Origin of the sequence: Flavobacterium sp. RHBU_3, assembly GCF_046613565.1 — a bacterium.
GTDB lineage: Bacteria > Bacteroidota > Bacteroidia > Flavobacteriales > Flavobacteriaceae > Flavobacterium.
This window is the reverse complement of record NZ_JBKJHC010000007.1, coordinates 129,422-156,105: the sequence shown is the minus strand read 5'-3', so window position 1 is coordinate 156,105 and position 26,684 is coordinate 129,422. Positions and strand designations below refer to the sequence as shown.

Here is a 26,684-nt window from a genome sequence, read left to right as displayed (position 1 = left end):
TAAAAATACATGTTGTGAAAAGAAAAGCTTGCAATTACAAATATGCTTTTGCTACAGCCTTATGGGTAATTAGATTCTGTTTTCAGAAACCAATTACTGTACAAGGCTTAGCTTAAGTAATTTATTTACTACAAATAACTTTATTGAAAATTACCATGGGGAAAAAAAATAAAACATCAAAGAAAAAAAAGGGACAGTTTAAAGAGCCTGAGAGGGATATTGCTGATCTTATAGATGATTTGGCTTATTTGAATGAAAGTCAAAACATTAGGAAAAGCAAAAGCTTCTTAGATAGTATTTATAGGCTAAATGATTAAGAATGAATTTAGAAAATTTTAAGGTTTTATTAATCGGTACTGCAGTAGCATTTTCAGGAGGGTTGTTAAGGGTGCTAATTTCAATTCAAAACAAAGAAAAAAAGCAGCCTTGGGAGCATTTAGTGACATTATTGATTGTGATAATAGTAGGTTTTACTATGAGCTATGCTATGCATAAAGCTAATGTAAATGATAAGTGGTATTCTACCGGGGTACTTTTTGTTTTAGGTTATGGTTATGATAAGTTTTTAAAAATGGTAAGCACTAATCTTCCTAACTGGATTGATAAAGCTGTGCAGGCTTATATAGAAAAAACATACGGAGTAAATTCCTATAAAGACCGTTTTAAAAAAGATGTTGAAAACAAAGATGAAGAAGTTTAAAATAACATTATGGATATGAAAACAATAAGTCATGATTTTCCTGATAACCAGTATTATAAGGAAGTAACTTCTAAAAAGGGGGTAGTACTACACCATACTGTGTCTGGTGATTCGGTTTCCAATGATATTGAATGGTGGAAATCTAGCCCTGAACGTGTGGCTACTCCTATTATTATAGCAAGGGATGGTGGAATACATCAGCTGTATTCATCCCAATATTGGGCGCATCATTTAGGCATTACGCAAAATCATTTTCGCCAGTTTGGTCTTCCGGCTATAAATACCAAGTTAAACAAAGAGTTTATAGGGGTTGAGCTTGATAGTTGGGGTGCACTTACCAGTAAAAATTCAAAATATTACTCATTTTCAGGTCAGGAGGTTAAGCAAAATGATGTGGTGTATTATGAAAAAGGGTTTAGAGGATATAAATACTTTGAGAAATATACAGAAGCCCAACTAACGTCATTAAAAGAGCTACTTATATATTGGGGCGACAGATATAGTATTCCTCTTGATTTTAAAGGAGACTCTATGTTCGAATTTAACAAACGGGCTCTAAGTGGTGAAAAGGGAATATGGGCACATGTCTCTTTCCGACCGGATAAGTCTGACGTACACCCTCAGCCAGAGCTAATAGAAATGTTGAAAACCTTAAAGTAATTATTTTTATTGAAAATGAAGGATAAAGCGCTGTTTTATATTGTGGTTATGATGTTTATCGTAGTAACCTTGGGGGCACGAATGTATTTTTTAGGAAGGGAAATAGATGACTTAAAGGAAAAACAATATGAAGACCTTAACCATCTAAAAACGAAAAACCTAAATAAAATAGATAGTATAGAGGTTTTGAAAACGAAGAAGGAAACCCTGATTGAAAAAAAGCAAAAAAAGCTTTATGATGATATTGCTAAAGCAAAACGTAATGATGAGCATTATGAACAGATTAAAAAAGATATTGGTAATACTGATGATGCTGACAGCCTGGCACGCAAGCTCACAGAACGGTATTAAAAAAGATAGTGTGGTAATATCTAAAGAAATTGCCAAGAAAGTGTTAATAGACCTAGCTGATTATGATAGGCTTAGGGAAAATAAGGTAGAGGAGAACCTTGATAGATGTGTAGAGATACAAAAGCAGAAGGATACGCTAATTATTTATATGTCAAGGCAGAGTGAGCTTTATGAAGAAACGTTATCTATTACTGAAAAGCAAATTAAAGTACGGGAGCAACAGCTTGTTGCCTCCCGTAAAAGAAACTGTTTACTATACGGTGGTGCTGGCTTTGTTGTGGGTATTGTGTTGGGGCTATTATTGGCACAATAATTATTCGGTTTTATAAAGACAACTGCAACTACAGAACAAGCATAATCCAATATTTTTATTTTAGATTTTAATATTTGAATTTTGTAATTGTAAAATGAATCTGACGAAATCGATGCATAGATATTCCTAAGTTAGTTTGTTATTTTTTTTATTTAAAATAACGATTTTGAATGTTTTTTAATGAATATTTCAATTGCTGTTGTCTTTAAGATTATTCTTTTTCGATAAGCTTATTTGTTTGAATTTTATAATTATTTAAATATATCATGTAAGATTAATTACAAATGAGATAGATAGTAAACAATAAAATCAGTCATAAATTTTTAATCGCTGAACGAATATTTTTAATCATTAATTACCAGGAAACTATTTAAAAACATAAAATGGAAGATATAACGACCAGAAGTGAACTTAAGACATATTTTGAAACCGGAGACCGGCCTACACAGAGCCAGTTTTCCGAACTCATAGACGCCTATGTTCATTTAAATGAATTTAATTTCGGGCTTTCGGTTCAACCTACTAGTGAAACGTATCGCGACTATTATGACTTTTATATTGCAAATGAAATTGAAAGTTCATCTGCAGGACATAGAATTATCAAATCTTTACAATCGGATAATCCCCAGGAAATAGACAATTATTTTCATGTTTTAGGCAGAGAGGTATTTTATAAAAAGCTGTACGTAAAGCTAATTGGCGGAATAGATATTGAGGAACACAAGCCAAAAATTATTATAAAGCGTTATAAACAGCGCAAAAGATATAAGAGTGGATATATAAGGAAATCAGGCTTCTATCAGGAAAAACCTAAAGATGCAACAGGCTGGAACAGAAAATCAGAGTATGTTGTTACTAACAAAGAAATGGTACTTGATATAGAACCTATCCATTACTTTAAGCCTAATAGTAAGATTTATAAGAAGTTTTCTCCATCAGGAAGCCTTAACAGGCCGGGGTCTTTTAAGTACTCTATACATAGTAAGCCTTTTTTGCCTCTAAAATTAGAAGTGGAGATACTGATTAATGGAATTGCATACAGATCTCAACCTGTTGATTTAAAAATTATTTTGGGATCTGCAGGAGAAACCGATGCAATAAATTATCTGGTATATTAAATAATATATAAAAACCCTGTTCGGGTGGAAGAGCCCTCTTGAGATTTGGCCATTCTATGCCAGGTGAAACCTAACTGTTAGTGCAGCAGGCCGATTCTGGTATATTTTGGGCTGATCCTTTAAGAGTCATTCTGTAGGCTGCATTGCAGTCCTGTGTGATATTCTTCTTACGCGGTTTGTCCTCCGGCAGGGTTAATTTTTAGGAACAATGGGTTTTCGGCCTATTTAAAATCCATGAATATTTTCATATTTAATATGGTAGCAAAACTTTTTTTAAAGTATTGCTTAATAATCAGCTTTTATATAAAATTTAAAAATCCAAATTATGATAAATAGTATAAGTACAATACTTGGCTGGTTTAAGGCCGGGAAAAAGCCTACCGAACAACAATATGCCGACAGCTGGCAATCATTTTGGCATAAAGAGGAAATTATTCCTCAATCAACAATAGAAAATTTAGAACAGGATTTTAGCTTAAAAACCTCAAACCAGGATTTTTTAGCACACCTTTCAGACCCTCAAGCCCATATTGATTTGTTCAAGTCGATGCAGGAAGAGTCATATAAAATAATTGACGCTCAGGTTTCGGGTGGGGTATATACTGTTACTGCCGATGATTTTGGTAAAACCCTTCGCTATAATGGTACTGGTGAAATTACTATAGTACTAAGTACTGTTGTACCCTCTGTTGTAGGAAACCAGTTTAAAATATATCAGGCGTGTACAGGAAAAATAACATTTTCGGTAAACGGATATTTGCTACGCTACGGAAATGATGTAGTGCCAAAGCTTTATGGTACATATAGTACCGCAGTTATAGAAGTTACCGATGTTTCACCTGCCACGGTTTACATGTACGGTAAATTAGAATTAGCATAATTATTTATGAATCCTTAATACAATTAAAATGGATGATATAGAAAATATTTCGCAGGAGGAATTCAATTATCTCCTGGAAAATCCGGGAGAGCTTAAAATATTTATGAATAGCCCGGTTAATGCACAGATGCTTACAAATGAACAATTAGAGCAGGCATTAAATATTATACAGGGACTACAGTGATTAATAAATTTCCCCACTATTAAAGCTAAAATATATGCAAATTGAACTTCAGGGTACAAGGAAAAAGAAAGCTACAACATGGAATGGTAGCTGGAGCAACGGTTTACCTACGCCATATAGCGATGTGGTACTTGCATCAGCATACAATACAAGTGTAAATGGCAGCTTCAGTTGTTATAACCTTAACATTAATGCCAATCTTACTATAGCGGCCGATACCCAAATAAAAGTACTTGGTCCATTAGTAGTTCAGGGGGCTTCAGCGGTTTTTAATGTAGATAATAGAGGGCAATTTATACTTTTAAATACAGATGTAGACACCTCAACCGTAAAATTAACTGCAAATTTTAGCCCCCAAAGCCTGGTGCAGCGATTAGATTATTGGTTTTTATGTTCACCCTTGTCAGGTATCCCTATTAAAAGTATCTCTCCGCTAACGTCTACATACCCTATGCGCTTTTATGAATATGGTTATGGAGTATCAAGCAACGGCGAAATTTTAGATGGGTATTATATAATATTAGATCCTACTGTAAGTACCGCAGCGGCTAAGGGGTATATTATTAGGTCTCCTAATAATTTTTCCAGTACTCCCGGCTATTGGAACATTACAGTAAATAACCTTACAGCCGGAAGCCTGAATAAAGGAGTAATTTTTCATACTCCAAGTTTTCTTACCAATAGTGGCTTAGGAGGAGGAGGGTATTATATAGTTGGAAACCCATATTTAGCTAATATAGATTTAAGGAAATTTCTGGAATATAATAGCGATAAGATATATGATACTATATGGATATGGTATAAAACAAACAATCCTGATACGGAATCGTATGCACAACTTAACAGCAGGGATTCGCGTTCCACTGTGTTTTCTACTTCAATACGCCCCTTTCAGGCTTTTATTGTACAATATAAAAATCCTGGAGATACAGACAGCACACTTGTGTTTACCCCGGACATGCAGATAATAGGAAAAAACTTTGAGCATAATTATTTCAACCTGGATTACAAGCAAAACTCTGTAAATATCCCTGTAGGGTGTTGTACTTATAATGCTGACACTTTTGAACAGAAATTCACTGATGTAGACTCAGTATCGTTGTTTTCTTTTATAAAAGAAGGAGTTAATAAAGTGCTTTACCGTGATGTTCCTCCTTATGAAGGGCAGATAATTGATTTATATTATAAAGCTATAGCTACCGAAAATTATATCATTAGCCTTAAAGGGTATGATGGTAGTTTCAATAATTTTAAAATCCTTTTACTGGACACAGAACTAAATACAGTTACAGACCTCAAGGCTGGCGCATATACATTTGCCGGGACCTTAGGGCAGAGCTCTTCTACTCGCTTTAAAATCAAGATTACAAGCCTGTAAGATGCACTTTTAATCATTATTATATTCTTTTACCAATACCCCATAAATACAGCTAATAGTTTTAGTTGATGGGCAGGCTATGGCCATTATCAATGGTACTTAACATAAATTTTAAAAATATATAAATAAATGGCAATAATAAATATTAATACCATACTTGGATGGTTTAAAGCTGGGAAAAAACCCACTGAGCAACAATTTACTGATACATGGAACTCATTTTGGCATAAGGAAGAAGTAATTCCGCAGGCAACCATAGAAGACCTGGAATCTGATTTGGGCCAAAAGGCCACACAGGAAGATCTTGAAGCGCATATAAATGACCCTAATGCACATGGGGGGACTGCTACATTACAGCAGGTGTTAGATGCTGGCAGTACGGCTGTAACATCTACCACATTTAACCTACAAGGAATAAAAGAAGAAGTTTTTAAAGATATTTCTGAGTTTAATGGAGTTGAATTTATATGGGATGCAAGTACATTTCATTCTGATTTTAGTAGCTGTAATAGCATAATCTTAGACCCTAATGAGGTTTTATCGGATTTTTCATCTGATGATTCTTATGTAATGGGGTATGTAACAGTTGATGGTCAGCAATCAGGACATTATTTTAATAACAGTGGATATTACAACGATGTTTTAGTCTGGTTAATGTATTGTGACAACGGTCCCATAGATTCAGAACCTTCAGCGGTTAGTATTGGATTTACATTAAAGGATAATCCTGACATTAATTTTGATACAGATGAATTTACAATTAAATCTACATCAACTTCAGATTCAAACTTAGCCCACAGTGAATTTAAAGTTACCCCAAGCCAATTGACATTTGGTACTTACAAAGCTTCAGGAGGAGGTGGCTTATATGTAGACGAAAATTTTAGCTGGGGAGGTTCTGGTAATGTAAGTTTGGGATGTAGTGGAACTATATCTATGAGTCCATCAGGTGGTAGTTTTTCCCTTGGAAATAACCAGGGGGTTATACAGGCAGGTTCAGGTGGTACAATAAGTTTTGACGCTTCAAATGGTGTATCAATATCCGGTAATTTAGGTGGTATTGCTTTAAATGGCAATTCTAAAGGAGTTTCAATAAACGGCCAGGGAGGCTCCGTTAAAATAGAAACGGGTGCCGGTAATACAGGTGCAATATATGCAGCGGACTATTCTGATGGTTTTATAGACAGGAGTTTAGTAGATAAGGCTTATGTAGACTCAACACTAATTAACGCAGGAGGAACCGGTCTTGAAAAAATTACCGAAAACAATAATACAGGCTGGAGGCTTAAGGGAGTTGACCAAAATAATTATGGACCAATTGGTCATAGTGCTGTAGACCTATCAATTTCAGAGTCAGAGAGTGATAATAAGGGTGCAATAGGTGCTTTTTCTTTCGCATCAGGATCAGATAATGAGGCTGCTGGAGATTTTTCTTTCGCAACTGGCCGCGAGAATAAAGCAAACGGAGATTTTTCTTTTGCTGCAGGTAATGGTAATACAGCAGGTGGAGATTATTCATTTATAGCAGGAGGGCAGAGTAATACAGCTTCCGGTGCCTTTTCTTTCGCTTCAGGATCAGGTAATACAGCTGCTGGAACCTTTTCTTCGGCAACAGGTAGTGGTAATACAATCTCTACATCAGGTTATTTTTCTTTGGTAACAGGGAGGGATAATAAAATAGATTCAGCATTTTCATTTGCTGCAGGTAGTGGAAATACTATAAGCCAAAGTGCTTATATGTCAATGGTTAGTGGACAGGGTAATGTTGTTGATGGATATCAAAGTTTTGCAATAGGTTACGGGAATAAATTGGATTGTGGAAATTCAATTGTTTTTGGAGAGAATAATACAAATACGGTTAGTGCATATAGTTCTATAGTCGGGGGTAGTAATTCATCTTCAACGAGTACTTATTCAATTACAGTAGGTTCTGGCTTAAAAAATAATGGATATTGTTCAGCTTTATTTGGTTCAGGCAATACCACTAATAATTCTGATGAATTTGTTGCCGGAAATGGAAATACAGCTAATGGTTATGCTACCCTAACCACGGGATACGGAAACACAACAAATGGAGACTTTTCTTTTGCACAAGGCTATTCTTTAACAGCCAATACATTTGCTGAAACCGTCTTGGGGTCATTTGCTAAGACATTAACTGGAAATGGAGGTTCTGCAAGTCCCAGTGATCCCGCATTCAGGGTAGGTGTTGGTACAAGTGATACCGACAGGAAAGATGCGATTGTTGTATATAAAAGTGGCCTTATTACTGCTCCCGAGAGTACATTGCAAAGCATTATGAGTAGTGATAAAAAAACACTTATCACTAAAGAATATATAGATAATGCCATATCATCGTCAGGTAGTATTGCAACATTAGGTACGGTTTTAAAAACAGATTCTAATGCCACCGGTATAAGTACTGATATCGTAATGCAGACATCAGCTCAGGTAAAAATTGATTCTGGTACGTCTCTTACAGTTGGTACATCAAATGCCTCAGGCAACCTATATATTACAAGCGCGGTATCAAGATTACAGTCTAATGCGGGTTATGTAGAGTTGGCATCATCTGCTAATGTTAATATAGTTTCAAATACTAATTTAATAAATGTAACAGGTAATACTTACCCTACAACAACTTCAGCTTACGATTTTGGTAGCTCATCACTATTATGGAAAAACATTTGGGCTACTACGGGTAACTTTAGTGCTATTAATATTACAACAGCCCCCACAGCTAACACTACCGGAACCATATGGCTTACAAGGAACACTTCTACAGGTGCTATAGAGTCTACACTTCCTGGGTATGCTTTAGCTACAGGCTTGACAACCGCAGCTAATTCATCTGTACCGTCGGCAACCAGTAATATTGTTGTAAACCTTAGCCGTATTTATGGTAACCTACTTACTTTAAGGGCCTATGCGGCCAAAACTGCCGCTTACACCATACTATCAACTGATGATACTATAGATTTTACAGGCGCTACAACTGCTACAGCAACACTGCTTACTGCTGTAGGTTATACAGGAAAGCGTTTTACAATAAAAAACAGTGGTACAGGTGTTATAACATTAGCTACCACATCATCACAAACTATAGATGGTGCTACAACATTTACGCTACCTAACCAGTATAGTAGTATTACGGTACAGTCTGATGGTGCTAACTGGAAGATAATGTCGGTTTATGGGCTGCAAGGCGAAGGTACATTGTCTAAGAGTGCGGCTTATACCATAACGGCAGCCGATTACCGTTATGGCCAGGTTACTGTTTTTGCAGATGCTTCTTCAGCGGCATTTACTATAACTCTTGAAGCCTCTGCTTCTATGGTGGGCAAAACAGTTAATGTTATTAAAACAGATTCATCGGCTAACCAGGTTACAATTAAAGGTAACGGCACAACCAATATAAATGCTGCCAATACTCAGGTGCTCTCTTCACAATATCAGGCGGTAAAAGTTAAGTCTAACAGTACCCAATATTATTTAATATAATAAATAGAGAGCGGGCAGCGGGGATAATGTATGGGGTTAACAGATTATTTGTTAACCCCGGCATATCCTGTAAATGGATTTAAAAATAATAATATAATTCAACTAAATACTTTAAAAGATTATGGCAATAAATATTAATACGATAATAGACTGGTTTCAATCAGGTGAAAAACCTACAGAACAACAATTTGCTGATAGCTGGATGTCTTTTTGGCATAAAGATGATGTTATTCCACAGTCGTCAATAGAAGGCCTGGAAACAGCGCTTGATGAAAAAGCAGCTCTTGAAGAGTTTGAAACACACCTAATTGATGAAAATGCCCATGCAAGCCAGTTTACCCAAAAGGCTGACAAAGCCGAAACGTTTAAAGACATTACTACTTTAGTTGTTGCCGGAGTGTATACAGTAACTGCCGATGATCTTTTTAAAACATTGGTATATACCGGTAGCAATAATGTAACGGTATTATTGTCTTCTACAGTTGCAGCGGCAGCCGGTTCTAAGATAACACTTACACAACAAGGCACCGGGCGCATCACCTTTGCAGTTGACGGTTATACACTGAATTATTCAGCCGATGAATCGCCAACGCTTTACGGTGCTTTTTCATTTGCAGAGGCTGTTATTACCGATGCGACAAACCTACAAGTAAGCCTTTACGGTAAACTGTTACCAACCTACGCATAATGAAAAGCAGATTTTTTAAATCGTTTACCGCTGATAAGTTAACCGTTTGGGATGGATCCTGGAGCAATGGTGCCCCTAACGCCCGTGTAAACGTGCAGTTAAAGGTAGCCTATGATACTTCTCTTTATGGTAGCTTTAATTGCCGTAATCTGGATATAAGGGCTAACCTTACCATTACGGCGGGTAAGCGTGTTGTGGTTCATGGTACATCGGTATTACAGTTAAGTACTGCCACGTTCACAATAGACAATGGCGAATTTGCGCTTTTGCAAAAAAGCGTAGATGTTAGCCAGGTAAAAGTAACGGTTAAAAAAAGCATACCTGGTATACAGCGGCTTGATTATTGGATTATTGGCTCGCCAATTTCGGGAAAAACTGTTAACCAAATTTCGCCTACAACTGTAACTGGTCGTTTTTATGACTATGCATATTATACCCCAAGCGATTCAACAGGTTTATTTTTCCCAGTTGCCGAAACAACCGCATTATTATTGACAGCTAAAGGTTATTATGTTCGTGTACCAAATACTATAAGCCCTGATAACAATACTACATATATAAGTCCTGCTATGACTAACGCCGCTTATACAGCTGGCCAGGTAGCCACATGGAATATTACAATGCAGAATGTAACCGGTGGCGGAACACTAAACAGTGGTGTTATCGTTCATACTCCGGTAACACAGTATAGCGGTACTGTTATAGGCAAATTCTATATGATTTCTAATCCATATACTGCCACAATCAGTTTGAGGCGTTTTTTTCAGGTGAATAAACATATTATGCCATATGGTCTTGCTTTTAATAGAACTAATGGCAGTAATGGAGACACTTATGCAATTTGTAATCAGCTTGAAAATACGCACTATGGTTATCCCGGTGCTGAATTACCCCCGTTTTTCGGGATGTTTGTAATTCTTAAAGATGCTACAGCGCCTGATAATAAGATAATTTTTACGCCAGACATGATGCTACCGGCAACTAATTACAACCATACATGGATAAGGCTAAAGTACAAACAGGATACGGTTAACAGGCCGCTCAGCACTATTATATATAACGCAGATACATTTCCGCAGTTTGCGGATTTTGATTATATAATTGACGGAGCCATGCGCTTTATTACAAGTGCAGGTGTTTACACTTCCTTAATGAAAACAAGGGGCGTTGTAAGCGCTTACTATCCGCTTCGCGTAAAAACATTTAGTACAGGGCAGTATACCATAAGCCTCGAAAGTTTTGGGGGTGATTTTGCTAATTACGATATAACAATTAGGGATAACGAGTTAAACATCACCACAGACCTTAAAGTTTCGGCATACACATTTACCGGAGCCGTTGGCCTGGTTACCGACACGCGATTTCAACTAAAAATAACAAACTAAAACAGATTTAAAATGGAGGAAATAGAAGGGCTAAACGAAGCCGAATTTCGGGTATTGCTTGACAACGTGGAAGCATTACGCATATTTATGGAAAACGAAAATAACAGGGCGTTACTAACGCCGGAACAGCTGGCAACGGCATTGGCTGCAATAGGGGAATAAAAAATACTGGACTTTAAGAAGGAGTTTTTACTCGCTACAACATAGAGTGATAAAGATGCTTCAGTTGAATGAATATGAAAAACATTTATGTATTGTGCTAACAGTTTTTGTCAGTTTTGGCAATCCCGTGAGTAAATTCAACAGTAATAATACTAATAAGTAAAACTTTAATAAAATATTATGGCAATAAGTATAAATACGATAATTGGTTGGTTTAAAACTGGAAAAAAGCCTACAGAAAAACAGTATGCTGATAGTTGGAAATCCTTTTGGCATAAGGATGATATTTTTCCGAAATCGGCAATAGAAGGCCTGGAAACAGCGCTTGATGAAAAAGCAGTACTTGAAGAATTTGAAGCACACCTAATTGATGAAAATGCCCATGCGAACCAATTTGTCAAAAAGGCCGATAAAACCGAAACATTTAAGGATATTACTGCCTTAGTTGTTGCCGGAGTGTATACAGTAACAGCCGATGATATGTTTAAAACATTGCTATATACCGGTTATGATAATATAACGGTATTATTTTCCTCTTCAGTTGCAGCAGCAGCCGGTTCTAAGGTAATCCTTACGCAGCAGGGCATCGGTAGCGTAACCTTGGAAGTAAGTGGTTATACGCTACACTATTCCGCTGATGAGTCGCCTACACTGTATGGTCCTTTTTCGTTTGCAGAGGCTGTTATTACCGATGCGACAAACTTACAGGTGAGCCTTTGTGGAAAACTACTACCTACATACGCATAATAATGAGAAGTAGAACATTTAAATCATTTACCCCGGACAAATTAACCGTTTGGGATGGAGCCTGGAGCAATGGTGTTCCTAATGCTCGAGTAAACGTGCAGTTAAAGGCAGCCTATGATACTTCTCTTTATGGTAGCTTTAATTGTCGTAATCTGGATATAAGGGCTAACCTTATTATTACAGCAGATAAGCGGGTTGTGGTCCATGGTACATCGGTATTGCAGTTAAGTACGGCCACGTTTACAATAGACAATGGTGAATTTGCGCTTTTGCGAAAAAGCGTAGATGTTAGCCAGGTAAAAGTAACTGTTAAAAAAAGTTTACCCGGTGTACAGCGGCTTGATTACTGGGATATTGGATCACCGATTTCGGGAAAAACTGTAAACCAAATTTCACCTACAACGGCAACCGGCCGTTTTTATGAATATGGATATAACACCGCTAATACAAATGGTGCATTATTCCCGGTTCCCGAAACAACAGCATCATTATTAGCTGGTAAAGGCTATATGGTTCGTGTTCCAAATACTATAAGCCCCGATTACAACACTACATATATAAGCCCTGCTATGACTAACGCCGCTTTTAATGCCGGACAGTTAGCCACCTGGAATGTTGTAATACAGAATGTAACCGGCGGAGGAACACTTAACAGTGGTGTTATTGTTCATACTCCGGTAACACAGTATAGCGGTACTGTTATAGGCAAATACTATCTTATTTCTAATCCATATACAGCCTCAATCAGCTTAAGTCGTTTTTATCAAGTCAATAAACATCTTACACCATACGGCAGTATTTGGAATAGAACTAATGGTAGCAATGGAGATGCATACGCGGGTTTTAATCAGCTTGAAAATACGCACTATGGGTATCCGGCTGGTGTATTGCCGCCGTTTCTTGGACTAGTTATAATTTTTAAGGATGCTACAGCCCCCGATAATAAGGTAATTTTTACCCCCGACATGATGTTACGGGCGACTAATTATAATCATACATGGATAAGACTCAAGTATAAACAAGCGTCAATAAACAGGCCATTAAGTACTGCGGTGTATAATGCAGATAATTTTCCGCAGGCGGTTAAGTATGATAATATCAGCAGTACTACCAGCGGTGCCGGAGCTTTAAATTTTGTTGACCCTACAGGAGGCTACAATCTTTTAAAAAAAACGTTAGGTATAACTAACGGAACAATTATAAGTCTGCTGGTAAAAACATTTAGTGTAGAGGACTATACAATTAGCCTTGAGAGTTTTGGGGGGGATTTCGCTAATTATGACGTAATGCTTTATGATTCTGATACCGGTATTACCACTAATCTTAAAACAGCAGCATACACATTTACAGGAGCCGTTGGCCTGGTAACCGACACGCGATTTCAACTAAAAATAACAAACTAAAACAGATTTAAAATGGAGGAAATAGAAGGGCTAAACGAAGCCGAATTTCAAACGCTCATGAATGATTTAGCCGCATTAGCCGCATTTATGGAAAGTGAAAACAACAGAGCTTTACTAACGCCGGAACAACTGGCTGAAGTATTGGCTGCATTAGGGGAATAAAAATCTTCCGGGTTTATGGATCAGTTTTTTACTCGCTACAAACCGTAGGAGTAAAGAAACTACCCTTTTGGGTGAATATGTAAATAGTAATATATGGGGCTAATGAACGATTTCTTTAGCCTCAACATATTCTGTAGAATGAATTCTAAAACATTCCTATTTAATCAAAATCTTTAAAGAAATATTATGGCAATAAACATCAATACCATACTCGATTGGTTTAAATCAGGTAAAAAGCCCACCGAACAACAGTTTGCTGACAGCTGGAAATCTTTTTGGCATAAAGATGATAGTATTCCGCAGACAGCAATAGAAAACCTGGAAACAACGCTTGATGAAAAAGCAACACATGACGAGCTTGAAGCACATATAAATGACCTTGTACCCTATACCGGAGCAACAGGTCCGGTTGATTTAGGTACTGCAAACAGGATGGGTGCGGGTTATGTAGGAGGAGGTTACGGAGATGGTACAAATGTACCTGCACGCCTTGCTACAAGAAATCCTACTATACCTGTAACAGGTACTACCAGTACTGTTTTCGGGGTATACAATTCTACAGGAGCCAGATCACTTCATGTATATGCAGATGAAACAGATAAACATCATGTTAATAATAGGGGAGGAGACAATTCTTCAGTTACTAATTCCGCTTTTGGTGTGGGTTCGTTGTCAAATTATACGGTAGGATCCATAGTTAATACAGCTATAGGATATTATTCCTTAGGTTATCTTGCGGGAGGCGCAAGTTCCAGAAATACTTCTATTGGAAGCTATGCAGGAACAAAATTAACCTCAGGTAACTTTAATACCTTAGTAGGAGCCCATGTAGCATATAATGCAACAGTAACCGAACAGTCTTTTGATAGAAATACTTTAATAGGCCAGGCAGCAGGTGATTTATTAACAACGGGAAGAAAAAATACTTTTATTGGCAGGTCTGCTGGTAGTGGAGTAACTACAGGTATTTCAAATGTGATAGTAACCCATGGCTGGGGAAATGAGGAGGTACCATATAATCTGGGGCTTTCAACAGGCAGCTATAATACGCTTATAGGTTATGCAAAAGATTTATCGCCTGCCGACAGTAATTGGATTGTCCTGGCAGATGGGCAGGGTAATAGGGCATTTGAAAAAAATGGGAGTACCGGTGTGGTAAATATTACAGGTACATCTATTACGTTTAACGGCTCTCTTATAAGAAGTGCCGGTGGACTTTTACATTTGGGCCAGTATACCACTGCTACTGCACCTGCATATACAAAAGGAGCAGCTTATTTTGACACTACATTAAATAAATTACGCATAGGCGGGGCTTCGGCCTGGGAAACAGTAACATCATCTTAAAAAATAAAACATGGCATTAGAAGAACAGATAAGACCTTATGAAGTATTAATAAGGTTTGACGTAAATGGGGCTATATCAGGTACCCACATAGGACTTTTACAGACTATTACTAAGGACGGAGTGATAATTAACAGCTCCCAACAAAATGTTTCATCATTTGAAGATGCGGCATCGTTAGGCTTTGATATTGAAGCTACAAAACAGTATATAGATACAGTAATGTATGAACAGTTACAACAAACGTTACAGCTTGTTAATGACCTTACCGTACAGAATGCGGCATTAACAGAACAGTTAGAAAACAGTAAAACAGTTTAATAATGCAAAAAGTAGTAGTTTCTAAACAATTCGGGATAAAATGGCGCGATGTAGCTAAAGGTGTCTTTTTATCTGTAATAGTGCCTGTACTGGTAGCTGCACAGGGTATGCTTGAAAATCAGGATGCTGATTTTAACTGGAGTTTCCTGGCCAAAGTAGCCGTAGGTGCTTTTATAGGTTATATGTTGAAAAACTTTTTTGATAAGCCCAAGGTTATTATAACTGCTAAATCTAACCATGAAGCAGAAATGCTAAGAGATAACTTGTAGTAATTAAAACATAAAAACTAATCAATAAAACAAACATTTGAAATGAAAAATACAGAAATAGATTTCCGGGAAAAATTTGACTACCTGATGGCAAACCCGGCAGAAATGAGGTTGTTTTTGCTTAACCCGGAAAACTCGGATTTAATTACAGACGAACAATTTTCGCAGGCTGTAGATATGCTTAGAGTATTATAAATTCCGGGAAATATTATAATGAAATAAACTCTTGTAAAAGATTGGAATTTTAATAGCGGTCAGCCAATGTTACCTCATGCCATTAGGGAGTTTTATTAAAACCATTAAAAAGGGATTTATACTTTTTTAATTGATTTTATGAGAAAGCCTACAGAATAATTAAAAATTAATATACTAACCATTTACCGGCCTTGCGGTTTATTTAAAACTGTTGAACTGATGATGTATTATAAATTTTACTTTGTAGTACTGATCTTAGTACAGACAGGCAGCTTTTAAAGAGAGAAACCTTATCTTTTAGAATAACATTTTTCTACTCAGTACAGAAATTTAATCTACAAAGATGTAGGATTTTCCGGAGAGAAAAAATCTGGTTACTGCCCTAAGCTATAGCTTTGAGATTTTCCATTTGTGCGCAGCCTTTTGGCTAAGACTTTCCTTTAACAGCGGATAAGCAAAATACTTTTTTCCTTAACCTGATTTATAGAGAAATGCATTGAAGAAATACTGTTCCATATAGATTTCTATTGATGGATAAGTATTGATTTTTTAATTAAACAATCCTAAAAGGCTTAAAAGTTATATCGGGTGTAGTAAGTACAATTATCCTTTGAATAATAAAACAATGAATTATGGCAAATCAAGCAATACCTGTATCAGTTAAAGAGGGTAATACACAGCAAATATTGCATAGAAAGAAACAAAAATCTGATACACTAAAACGAATAAATCATAACCAGAACAAAGATTTTGGTGCTGATACTATTTCTACTATGCAAAAGCCTTTATATGATGCAAGGACTGAGCTAATGCGTGCGCAATTTATTGACAGCTTACAGAATACCGGCGATATTAACCATCCGGATACGCAACAAAAAGAAATGGATTATAAAAAGTCTTTAAATATTAATGATTTAAGGGCTTATAACGATAAAAATTTAGCAGTCCAAGATTCAGGAGCTGCTACTGAGCAACTACATACAGCGGTAACTGTTAATGATGGAAATATACTTTTAAATAAATCATTACAACCTGACGGCGAAGGGCAAAAAACTAAAGAAGCCTTAAACACCGAAGTTTCCGCCCAAACAGATAAAACTGCTGCAAAAGAGGTAGCTAAGCCAGTATCGGATGAAAAAGAAAATCAGCAGATTACCAAAGCTAAAGAAACGGAAACATTGCAGGAACCGGTAGCCCAAGATGAGAAAAAGACTTCTGATAAACAGGTTGTTGAATCAAATAAAAAAAGTGATGTTAATATCGTAGACGGGAAAAATGCAAATACTGAAACAAAACAGCAGGATACTAAAAATGCCGCACCTCAGGAGGAATTAAAAGGTGAAAAGAAGAATATTAATGAAGGGGATGAAAAAGAAGTAAAAATCGTTGTTCCTGAAAAAATAAACCCGGTGGTTACCCCGAGATTAGATAAAGCGTTTGACAGCGAACAGCGTGAAATAGAGCCGGATGAGATTGCAATGACTAATATTGTTGGGCTGGTTACCGTTGCACAGGAATTTAGGGATCAGGGCGTTGCAGCAAAAGAGCAGGCCGAAACCCATAAAGCTGTAGCAAGCACTATTAAGGGCAAAATTAAAGAAGTTGAGAAAAAAATCCATACTTCAGATGCTGATTTGCAAAAATCAGATAAAGATATATTCTTGAAAGAGAGCTATATTAACTACTTAGATACCGGACTTTTAACGTCGATAAAAAGGCAACAGACAGTAGAACAAAAAGTAGGCTTTTACCAACAGGAATATAATAAAAATAAAGCGAAGGCAAACGACCTGAATACTGAAGCTTCCAAACTCCTTGGTGGTTCACAAAAATACCAGGATCCACGTGAAAAGGATACCGGGGTACTGGCTAATAAACTGGGTCAGCTAAAGTCAAATGCTGCTACTATAGGAGAAGCAGTGTCTTTTGCCGGAAAAACTACCCTAAAATTAACTGAGGAGGCAAAGCAGGCTAAAGCGAAAAACGAGAAAATAAAGGAAGACAGCATTGAGTCTAAAAATATGCTGCAAAAATCAAAGACAAAATTAAGTGCAGATAAACAAAAGAATATAAAAGCGAAAGCAGAACTGGCAACACTTAATCCTAAGCTGAAGCAAGCTGAAACGGATGGTAAGAGGCTTACTGCCGAAGCAAATGCATTACTGCTTGATTCGTATATTATAGAAAGTGATGTTACTAAAGCTCAAAACGCCTATTATGCTGATATGGCTAAGGTAGAAGGAGTAAACAGCCTTAAGAAAAAAGAAGTAGAAAAAACTAAACAGGAACCTGTAGAATTAACCGAAGAAGAAAACCTGCTTGTTGCTTTTGTACAGTTAAAAACAGAGGAAGAGCAAACAGCCTACCTACGAACAATAGATGAAGGAAAGCTGGAGCGTATGAAGGCCAGGTATGACGAAATAGTTAACGGCCAGGATGCTGCTGAGGCTGATACTGAAGCTTTAATAGAACAAAATGCTGAGGCCAAAAGGAATATTCAAATTATAGGCTTTAATGAAAAACGCCAATTTTCGCTTCAAAAGCCGTTAAACCTGGCTACAAAAAATTTAGGCAGGATTACCGGAATAAAAAGAATTTGGATGGCGGTTTCAATGGCATTCTCGGGCATATGGGACTCTGTTACATCAATATCATGGGCAGATGTAGGTAAACTCCTTGTAGATATGGTTAATCCTGCGGCATGGTACAAGAACATAAAAGAATCTATAATAGGTATATATGCAGAGAATTATAAGGATTGGGATACCTTTATGGGAAATCCGATAGGAAATGCAGCCGGGATTGCCAATAAATTATTAACTATAGCCGGGGTAATTACCGGTATATTGGGACTATTAACAATAGCTACTACCGTAGGGGCATTTTTTACCGGTGGTGTTTTGGCCACTTTTGCCGCCTGGCTGGGCAGTGCTACTGTAACCATGGGAACAATAACATTTTGGTTAGGTGCGGTTGCGCTTGGACTAAATAGGCTTAATGCAATAAAAAACATTTATGAAATCCATACTGCCAAAACTGCCGAAGTTTTATTTAAAAATTCGGGCGAGCTTAAGGGGGATATTGTTAATTACGGCATGGCGGCATTGGCAGTGATAGGTGGTAAAGCTTCGGTAAAGGGAGGCGGTTCCATTAAAAACATGGCCAAAAACTACCCTAAAACCTTTGGCAAGCGTGCATTTGTATCTCTTAAAAACAGTATTACGGCAAGTATTGTTTCTATACCCAGGAGGGTAGCATCGGTTTTTAAAAAGAGCACATGGGTAAAAGCATACCAAAATTTCAGGAATGCCTATAACAATGTAAAATCATGGGTTAAAGACCGCCTGCCTGAAAAGCAACAACAACCTACCCGAAAACCGCTTTCGCAACATGGCCCTTATGAAGAACATTTACGCCCGGACAGGATGCCTGAGCAGTCTTTTATGCCTGAAAATATGGATGTTGATTTTCGACTTGAACAATTAAGAGATGCAGGGTTGAAAATTGTAAAGAGTGAAAATACAATTTCGTTTTTTAGCAAAAGTAATGTTCTTGTTGCAGAGATTGAAGACGGTGTTTTACGATTTAAGTATTCTGGTTTTGGAGGAGATATTGTTATGAATCCGGAGAGGACTACTACTGTACTGGGCAAATTTGCAGAAATAGAAGATGATGCATTATCTAATGGTACCCGAAAATTTTTGGGTTCTAAAAAACCTTATGTAGAAGGCTTGCCGGATGGATCTTTTTCTAGGGGAGATGGCGTATTAGTTGGAAAAGGCGGAATGAGCTTTCTCGATATAGCTGAAGACGAATATATGGCAATTAGAAATAAGCATATACAAAAATATCTCGATGAAGGTAAAACTGCAACAGAAGCACTTGATGCAGGAAGGATATCTGGAAATAATGAGTTTTGGGAGAAGTATAATTACCCATTCTTGGAGGACGCATTTAAGAGAGGAGACGATATTCGCCTGGTTTCTGACCCTATAGAATTTAGAACTAGCTCATATAAGAGAGAATTAGAGGCCATTGAAGGTGAAAATGGACTTGCCAAAAAATATGGTTATATTTACAATGAAAAAACAAAAACATATATTAAAAATGGACTATAAATTAGAATTTCAAGAACAACTTTCTAGATTAGAGAACTCTTTTACTTCATTTTTTAGGGAACATGATTTTAAATTTAAATCATCAAAAGTTCCTATAATTATATACGAGAATAGCTATTCAGAATTAATATTTGATTACGATAATTATGGATTAAGATTCGGTGATTTAGTTCTGTCATCAATTGTATATAAAAATAAATCTAACGGTGCGGTTTATACAATTGAAACAATGCTGAAAAAGCTATGTAATCTAAAATTTATTGAATTATTTGAGCATTATTTTTCAACAAAGGGATTTACTTTTTATGATTCTCACAGGGAAATTATTCATACTTATTTAAATAAATATATAAGCGATGCTGATTTTTCTTGGGCTGAAAATATTAATGCTGATTATATTAATCCAACATAAAAACGTACAAGTTTTTTTGTTGTTTAATAATTTAAAATCATGGTTTAAAGAGTGCCTGCCGGAAAATCAATAATTATGTACATAAGATTAGAAAATAATATGACAAAAAAGTATTTCAGGGAAATTGTAAACGTTGCTTTAATTCAAGCTGAAAAAGAATACAATTCTGTCCTGGGCAATGCTTTAAGCCAATCTTTTTACAACCAATTAAAGGATATAAAAAAGACAGTAATTGAAGAGAACATTGCCTATACACAAAATAAAGCATATGAAAGGTATCCTATGAGTATTATGGCTAAGAGGAATTTTGAGGATGATCCAAGAGATTATTTAAACCAATTAAGTGATATTGTATGGGGCATTTCCCTTTATCCTGCTATGCCAGAAGAATAAAGGACAATCTTTAAATAATAGGGTGAGAAATAATTACTGAATTATTGTCCGTTAAAACCATAAAAAAAACCTCACAGATTTTAATTTGTGAGGTTTTTTTATGCATTGTGTTTTCGTTAAGTATCATTTTTAAGCTTAGGTTTTCCTGATGGGTAATTGGGTTTGTATTGTTTATTTTTAGTGTTTGATTATTAGTTAAATAAGGCTTCTTCTACCTACTGCAACTACAGGAAACAGCTGCCCGAAAATTCGGGTATTTAGGAAAAAACCATGAATTTTGGATTTCAGAAATAACTAAGAAAAGAGCTAAAAAAAGTATGAAGACTGAAGAAATTAAGCAGTTGTTTGGATATTTAGAGGAAGTGATAAAATGGCGGACTGAGAATCCTGCGGAAGATTTTGATACGTATTCTCCCGAATACGTTACAATTGGTTCCGATTCTCAAATTACCGATTTTATTGTAAAAAATGACCTTACACGACAGGAAATCATCATTCTTTTAATGGCATTTACACCACGGTTAGATCCTACATTGTTAAGGAATATTTATTTAAAAACTTCTAACAATGATTTATTTGATTTATGTGCTACAAGTGACAGTGGCAGGTTTTTTCTGCCTTCGGTTGAAGTGTTACAATATATTTTAGGAGGAAGTGGTATAGCAGAAAGATTAGCAATACTAAACTACTTTGATGAGGATAATATATTAATTAAAGAAAACATTATTGCGGTTTCATCATTTGATGAGGGTTCAGTAAATACTAAGGTAATCGCCACAGAAGAGGCCTTAAATATTTTGCTTTTAGAGAAAGATATACTGCCAAAAATGAGCGCTGATTTCCCGGCAGAACAAATAATGACTTCAAGGTCATGGGATGATCTTATATTACCCAAAGGTATCCTTAGTGAAATTCAGGATATACAGGCATGGTGCACCAGTAGTGAAATACTGATGAAAGAATGGAAAATGGAAGCAAAGCTGAAACCAGGGTTCAGGGTACTGTTTTATGGTGATCCGGGAACAGGAAAAACCCTTGCTGCAAGCCTTTTGGCCAAATACATAGACCGTCCTGTTTTTAGGATTGACCTTTCTATGTTGGTTTCTAAGTATATAGGTGAAACTGAAAAACAGCTGGCAAAACTGTTTGACAGGGCCGAAAATAAAAACTGGATTTTGTTTTTTGATGAGGCAGATTCCATTTTTGGTAAGCGTACAAATGTTCGCGATGCACACGATAAATACGCTAACCAGGAAGTATCTTATTTGTTACAGCGTATAGAATCCTTTTCGGGACTTATAATACTGGCATCTAACTACAAAAACAATATGGACAAAGCCTTTATGAGGCGTTTTCAAAATTGTATAAGGTTTAGTAATCCTAAGTATGAAGAGCGTTTGCGTATTTGGCAACAAAACCTGCCGATACAGCTAAACATGGAAAATATAGATATAAAACTTATTGCAAATAGCTACGAGCTTACCGGGGCTAACATTATGAATGTTATACAGGACATTTGCTTAAAAACTATAGCATCGGGCCAACCGGATAACATAGTAAGCATGGACATGTTACTGGATAGTATTAAAAAGGAATATGCAAAAGAAGACAGAATATTCGCATAAACCAATTCAAAGCACTTACTTCTCCTTTTCCCCCTAAAAAACAGCATTGCCTGAGTTTTTTCGAATTTTTTTTTCGGCAATACCGTGTTATATAGAGCGCAGCTAATTAGTTGCGCTTTGTATGGCACAAATTATAGTGTTATTAAATCCATAAAAAAATACAACAGTAAGCTAATGAATGCAGAGGTAGAAAATAAACCAAAAAAAGCAGTGCAAAAAAGGCGGCAGGACATGGCTGCACCTTACGCACTGCATGAAGCCGAAAGTAGCGTTGCTTTAAAGCAGGCACCGGCCCTACAAAAAAATGAACTTTCGGGTGAAGCTATTACAGCGGTACCCGAAAATACAACTATTCCGGCTGTACATGGTTCCGGGAGTGTTTATGCTGCCGGTTCGGAGCTAAAGCATAAGGAACTTCAGGAAAGCCTGGATAAAACCGGCGATCTAAGCCATCCGGAAACCCAGAAGAAAGAGCAGGATTATAAAAGCTCACTTAGCATCCCTGAACTAAGGGAATACAACGACATTAAATCGGGGGCAGTTGCAGGTACAGCACAGTCGGCAGCAGGTGGTGTAGAGCAATCATCAACCGATGCCGTAGGAGCAACAAATACCGATGCAGCACTAAAAGATGTTGCAAAACCGGATACGGAAACCGGTAGTGCTGAGGTACCTGCCGGCGAAGCGGCAAATGGTGCCAATGTAGATGCCCCCGGTAAGGACGGGCTTAGGTATCTTGATGCTTCTGAAACTGAGGGCGAGCTTAAAAATAAACTACAAGAAACCACTGTACTTGCTAATAGTAACAGCAAAACCAAATCGGCAGAAGAAAAGATAAATGAAAGTGTAAAAGCCCAGAATACACCGGTTTCTGAGGCGCAGTCTGATTCTAATTCAGGGCAGGTGAGGCAGCTTGCCAAGAAGAATTTTCCGCAAAAAAATAAACAGGTCGCGGCTAAGGTACTGGATAATGCCATAAAGAATGCAGCACCAAAAACATTGAAGGATATAGATGAGTTTAAGGAATCTAAAAAAGGCGACCTTTTGTCTAAATCTATAATGAACCAGGTAAGCGCAGATGTAAATAGCGTAAAATCAGGTTTCGGATCCATAAACACAAAACCTGCACCGGCACCGGCAGCCAAAGGGGCAGCACTACCGGGTGCTGAGGCCGCAAAACCTGTAAAAGCACTTAACCTTTCTAAGGGTATTTTGCCTACAGTAAAAAGCGAGGCTATAGATAACAAAAAGTATGTAGACGAGAGCGAACAGTTGCTGGAAAAACAGGGTATTACCAAAGAGCAGCTTAATATGGTGGATTCGGGTGACCTTGCCCAGGCAAAAATTGCAAGGGAAAGCCTTCATGCCGATGCTGCATCTGAAACAAATGAAGTGAAAGAGGTAGCCTCAAAAGAAAATAAAAAGCTATCTACAGAGCTTAATACCGCCGAAACAAAGTCGCGTACGGAAATGCAAAATGAGCGCAGCCAGCAGCTTAAACAAACCGGGGCTAAGCAGGTGAAAGCAAAAAGCGACCTGGAGAAAAAACGCGATGAGGTGGCCAAAAATATTAATGATAAATATACCACCTGTCAGCAAAGCATTACTAATAAGCTGAATAACCTTGAGAAAAAATCACTAAGCGATTTTGATAAGGGACAAAAACTGGCTACACAAGAGTTTGAAGAACGTGTAGAACGCGATAAAGAAGCCTTTAAGAGCAAGAGGTATACTTTCAGCTTAAAAGGAGCTTATTACTGGAGTAGAGACCTGTTTAAAGGTATAGACAACCTGCCTGAAATCAAGAAAATATTTGATGAGGCACGTAAGAGCTATGTAAACAAGATAGATGCGCTTATAGATACTATAACTAAGCGCAATAATGAAGTTATTGCCGAGTGTAAAAACCAGCTGGAAAACACCCGTAAGGAAATAGATAATTATGTAAAAACACTGGCTCCTTCGTTAAAAGACATTGGCAAAAAAGCACAGGCAGACGTAAACCAGAAACTACAGCAGCTTGACAAGGAAATAAACAGCCGTAAGGAAAAACTGCAAAAACAGCTTGTAGAGAAACGCAAGGCTGCCATGAAGGCCATAGACGATAAGATAGCCAAAATGAAGGCTAAAATGAAAGGCCTTATAAGTGTAATGGGCAAGCTGATAGCCGATGCTGCCAAGAAATTCTTTAAGTGGGCGCTGGAGCTTGTGGGTATGGATGCCGAATCGTTCTTTAAAATGTTAGAGCGTGCGGGGCAGGCCATTAAGGCTATTTTTGACGACCCGGGCAAGTTCTTTACAAACCTTGTGGCGGCGGTTAAAGGCAGTATTAACGATTTTACGGCCAACTTTAAAAAGTACCTTACCGAAGCATTGTTTGACTGGCTGATGGGTGCCGTGGGGGCCGTAGTTACCCTGCCTGAAAAGTGGGACCTTAAAGGTATACTCTCTGTAGTGCTGCAGCTTGCAGGCATCAGTTGGGCATTTATCCGCAAAAAACTGGTAGACAATTTTGGCGAGGAAAAAGTAGCCTTTGCCGAACAAAGGGTACAGGAAGTTAAGGAAATAGTAACGCGTTTTATGAACGATGGTATAATGGGCGTATGGGAATGGATTAAAGAACAGGCCGATATGATTAAAACCACCGTTATAGAAGGCATAAAAGACTGGTTGCTAACCAAGCTTGTAGTAGGCTTTGCCGAGTGGATTGTAAGCCTGCTAATACCGGGTGGCGGTGTTATTAAGCTGATACAGGGTATTTATAAACTGGTAATGTGGTTTGTAGACAACATAAGCCGTATTATGCGCTGGGTAAATGCCATTATGGGTTCTATAGGTAATATAGCACTGAGCGATATACCTGCCGCCATAGGCTTTATTGTAGAGGCCATGAAAACCATGATACCTGTAATACTTGATTTCTTTGCCAAGCTGCTTAACATAAATGGTATTATAGATGCCGTACAGGGCGTTATAGACAGGATTATGGATCCTATACATAAGGCTATTAACAAGGCCGTAGAATGGATTAGTAACCTGATAAAGAAACTGGTTAAGAAGTTTAAAGGTGGCGGTGCTGCTGCCGGAGAAGAACAGCCGCAGGAAGCACAAAACCACGAACACCTTGATGATGCCGAAGTAGGCAAAACGGTACGCTTTAGTGCCGATGGTGAAAACCACAGGCTGTGGATAGATACCGCCGGAAGCGGCGTAGAAGTTATGGTGGCAAGTACACCAATGACGGTAAAAGAAAGGCTTGCCAAATGGCGTGGTAAACTGGATGAGGTGCCTGAAGACACACGTGCACATGCCAAAACCTTGCTTAATACTGCCGACACAGAATACCATGACCTGTTAGGCGAAGCCAGGATTTCTGACCATGACATTAAAAAAGCAAAAGAGGCTGATGTTACTGAACAGGAAATTAAAGAAGCAGAAAAGCAGGACAATATTGTAGAAAAGAAAGCCAGCCAGATAAGTTCAACACTGAAAGAATTATTTGATATATTTGGGCAGGAGGACGAAGGAAGCCTTCCTGATTCTATCATAAAGCATATACAAACAAGTTTAGGCGGAGGTGTTATGGGGAAATCTATGGTTGCGTCACCACTTACTCGCAATGGAATTGAAGGTTCTGAACCTAAACAAATGAATAAAGTATATGAAAATCTATTTTATAGAAAAGAGGGTAAAAGGAGTTACTATGTGCGTGGGCACCTTCTTAACGAAAACCTTCATGGTGAAGGTATTCTTGCTAATCTGACGCCATTATCGCAGACAGGTAATAAAAACCACCTGCGTGCAGCTGAAGAACCGATAAAAATTGCAGTTCTTGGGGGAGCTATTGTAGATTACATTATGATAGTAGAATATGGTCGTTCAGTTCCTGATGTAAGTGATGAACAATTAGATGCTGCAGGTTTTGAAAGCAATGAAGATAAGGTTAAGGTTCGTAAAATACGTGAGGCAGAACAATTTGTACCACAAGGTATATCATTAAAATCGAATTATCTTAAAAAAGAAGGAGACAGATATGTAAAGGATAAGGTATTATTGAATAAAAACTCAATTATAAATCCGGTAGATTTAGACCTTAAAAATTATAAAATTGATAGTGATCGAAAAGTACATGTAAGTATTAAATTCGATACACCAGCAGAAATAGCTGATAATTCAAGTTTAACTCCTTATCAGGCTAATATTATGCACCAAGCTGCAAATTTAGTTGGTAATTTGACAGAATTTAAACAGATAATACCTAAATTGTCAATCGTTTCAACTGACTTAATCACAATAGCAATTCTTACAGAAAAAATTAAGAATAAGGATTTAGGTGGTAAACTGCGAATAAAGAAAGTTTACGATTAACTAATT

At 37.2% G+C, this 26,684-nt stretch carries 25 protein-coding genes; all 25 read left to right on the top strand.

What is annotated here, in order from left to right:
- Nucleotides 1-143: 143 nt before the first annotated feature.
- On the top strand, nt 144-317 hold the full coding sequence (locus ACLI1A_RS11710; protein WP_411408843.1) for a hypothetical protein: 174 nt from the start codon (nt 144-146) through the stop codon (nt 315-317).
- Nucleotides 318-319: 2 nt separating this feature from the next.
- Complete coding sequence (locus ACLI1A_RS11705; protein ID WP_411408842.1) at nt 320-700, top strand: hypothetical protein; 381 nt, start codon at nt 320-322, stop codon at nt 698-700.
- Between the two features lie 15 nt (nt 701-715).
- The gene (locus ACLI1A_RS11700; protein ID WP_411408841.1) at nt 716-1,360 is read left to right on the top strand and encodes an N-acetylmuramoyl-L-alanine amidase; all 645 of its coding nucleotides are present in this window, start codon (nt 716-718) and stop codon (nt 1,358-1,360) included.
- Between the two features lie 15 nt (nt 1,361-1,375).
- The gene (locus tag ACLI1A_RS11695) at nt 1,376-1,711 is read left to right on the top strand and encodes a hypothetical protein (protein WP_411408840.1); all 336 of its coding nucleotides are present in this window, start codon (nt 1,376-1,378) and stop codon (nt 1,709-1,711) included.
- On the top strand, nt 1,668-2,024 hold the full coding sequence (locus ACLI1A_RS11690) for a hypothetical protein (RefSeq protein WP_411408839.1): 357 nt from the start codon (nt 1,668-1,670) through the stop codon (nt 2,022-2,024). The genes ACLI1A_RS11695 and ACLI1A_RS11690 overlap by 44 nt, the downstream gene beginning before the upstream one ends.
- A gap of 383 nt (nt 2,025-2,407) precedes the next feature.
- The gene (locus tag ACLI1A_RS11685) at nt 2,408-3,142 is read left to right on the top strand and encodes a hypothetical protein (RefSeq protein WP_411408838.1); all 735 of its coding nucleotides are present in this window, start codon (nt 2,408-2,410) and stop codon (nt 3,140-3,142) included.
- A 325-nt stretch (nt 3,143-3,467) separates the two neighbouring features.
- On the top strand, nt 3,468-4,022 hold the full coding sequence (locus ACLI1A_RS11680) for a hypothetical protein (protein WP_411408837.1): 555 nt from the start codon (nt 3,468-3,470) through the stop codon (nt 4,020-4,022).
- A gap of 28 nt (nt 4,023-4,050) precedes the next feature.
- The gene (locus tag ACLI1A_RS11675; RefSeq protein WP_411408836.1) at nt 4,051-4,206 is read left to right on the top strand and encodes a hypothetical protein; all 156 of its coding nucleotides are present in this window, start codon (nt 4,051-4,053) and stop codon (nt 4,204-4,206) included.
- 34 nt (nt 4,207-4,240) lie between these two features.
- Nucleotides 4,241-5,584, top strand: a complete 1,344-nt coding sequence (locus tag ACLI1A_RS11670) for a hypothetical protein (RefSeq protein ID WP_411408835.1) — start codon at nt 4,241-4,243, stop codon at nt 5,582-5,584.
- A 129-nt stretch (nt 5,585-5,713) separates the two neighbouring features.
- Nucleotides 5,714-9,085 carry a beta strand repeat-containing protein gene (locus ACLI1A_RS11665; protein ID WP_411408834.1) on the top strand — a complete coding sequence of 1,124 codons (3,372 nt, stop codon included), beginning with the start codon at nt 5,714-5,716 and terminating at the stop codon, nt 9,083-9,085.
- Between the two features lie 121 nt (nt 9,086-9,206).
- Entirely contained in the window at nt 9,207-9,773 is a 567-nt protein-coding gene (locus ACLI1A_RS11660; protein ID WP_411408833.1) for a hypothetical protein, read from the top strand.
- Entirely contained in the window at nt 9,773-11,158 is a 1,386-nt protein-coding gene (locus ACLI1A_RS11655) for a hypothetical protein (protein ID WP_411408832.1), read from the top strand. Before ACLI1A_RS11660 ends, ACLI1A_RS11655 begins: the two co-directional genes overlap by 1 nt.
- 12 nt (nt 11,159-11,170) lie before the next feature.
- Nucleotides 11,171-11,320 carry a hypothetical protein gene (locus ACLI1A_RS11650; RefSeq protein WP_411408831.1) on the top strand — a complete coding sequence of 50 codons (150 nt, stop codon included), beginning with the start codon at nt 11,171-11,173 and terminating at the stop codon, nt 11,318-11,320.
- Nucleotides 11,321-11,500: 180 nt separating this feature from the next.
- On the top strand, nt 11,501-12,067 hold the full coding sequence (locus tag ACLI1A_RS11645) for a hypothetical protein (RefSeq protein ID WP_411408830.1): 567 nt from the start codon (nt 11,501-11,503) through the stop codon (nt 12,065-12,067).
- A gap of 2 nt (nt 12,068-12,069) precedes the next feature.
- Nucleotides 12,070-13,470 (top strand): hypothetical protein, encoded by a 1,401-nt coding sequence (locus ACLI1A_RS11640; RefSeq protein ID WP_411408829.1) that lies wholly within the window; start codon nt 12,070-12,072, stop codon nt 13,468-13,470.
- A gap of 12 nt (nt 13,471-13,482) precedes the next feature.
- Nucleotides 13,483-13,632 (top strand): hypothetical protein, encoded by a 150-nt coding sequence (locus ACLI1A_RS11635; RefSeq protein WP_411408828.1) that lies wholly within the window; start codon nt 13,483-13,485, stop codon nt 13,630-13,632.
- Nucleotides 13,633-13,818: 186 nt separating this feature from the next.
- Complete coding sequence (locus ACLI1A_RS11630; RefSeq protein WP_411408827.1) at nt 13,819-14,979, top strand: hypothetical protein; 1,161 nt, start codon at nt 13,819-13,821, stop codon at nt 14,977-14,979.
- Between the two features lie 10 nt (nt 14,980-14,989).
- Nucleotides 14,990-15,298: a hypothetical protein gene (locus tag ACLI1A_RS11625; RefSeq protein WP_411408826.1), complete on the top strand. Its 309-nt coding sequence runs from the start codon at nt 14,990-14,992 to the stop codon at nt 15,296-15,298.
- A gap of 2 nt (nt 15,299-15,300) precedes the next feature.
- On the top strand, nt 15,301-15,567 hold the full coding sequence (locus ACLI1A_RS11620) for a hypothetical protein (RefSeq protein WP_411408825.1): 267 nt from the start codon (nt 15,301-15,303) through the stop codon (nt 15,565-15,567).
- 42 nt (nt 15,568-15,609) lie between these two features.
- Nucleotides 15,610-15,762, top strand: a complete 153-nt coding sequence (locus tag ACLI1A_RS11615; RefSeq protein WP_411408824.1) for a hypothetical protein — start codon at nt 15,610-15,612, stop codon at nt 15,760-15,762.
- Nucleotides 15,763-16,394: 632 nt separating this feature from the next.
- Nucleotides 16,395-19,880, top strand: coding sequence for a hypothetical protein (locus ACLI1A_RS11610; protein ID WP_411408823.1), 3,486 nt, complete (start codon nt 16,395-16,397; stop codon nt 19,878-19,880).
- A complete protein-coding gene (locus tag ACLI1A_RS11605) occupies nt 19,870-20,292 on the top strand; it encodes a hypothetical protein (protein WP_411408822.1) in 423 nt (140 codons plus the stop codon). Before ACLI1A_RS11610 ends, ACLI1A_RS11605 begins: the two co-directional genes overlap by 11 nt.
- Before the next feature lie 75 nt (nt 20,293-20,367).
- Nucleotides 20,368-20,685, top strand: coding sequence for a hypothetical protein (locus ACLI1A_RS11600; protein ID WP_411408821.1), 318 nt, complete (start codon nt 20,368-20,370; stop codon nt 20,683-20,685).
- Between the two features lie 317 nt (nt 20,686-21,002).
- A complete protein-coding gene (locus ACLI1A_RS11595; protein WP_411408820.1) occupies nt 21,003-22,310 on the top strand; it encodes an ATP-binding protein in 1,308 nt (435 codons plus the stop codon).
- 174 nt (nt 22,311-22,484) lie between these two features.
- Nucleotides 22,485-26,678: a hypothetical protein gene (locus ACLI1A_RS11590; RefSeq protein WP_411408819.1), complete on the top strand. Its 4,194-nt coding sequence runs from the start codon at nt 22,485-22,487 to the stop codon at nt 26,676-26,678.
- Nucleotides 26,679-26,684: the final 6 nt, after the last annotated feature.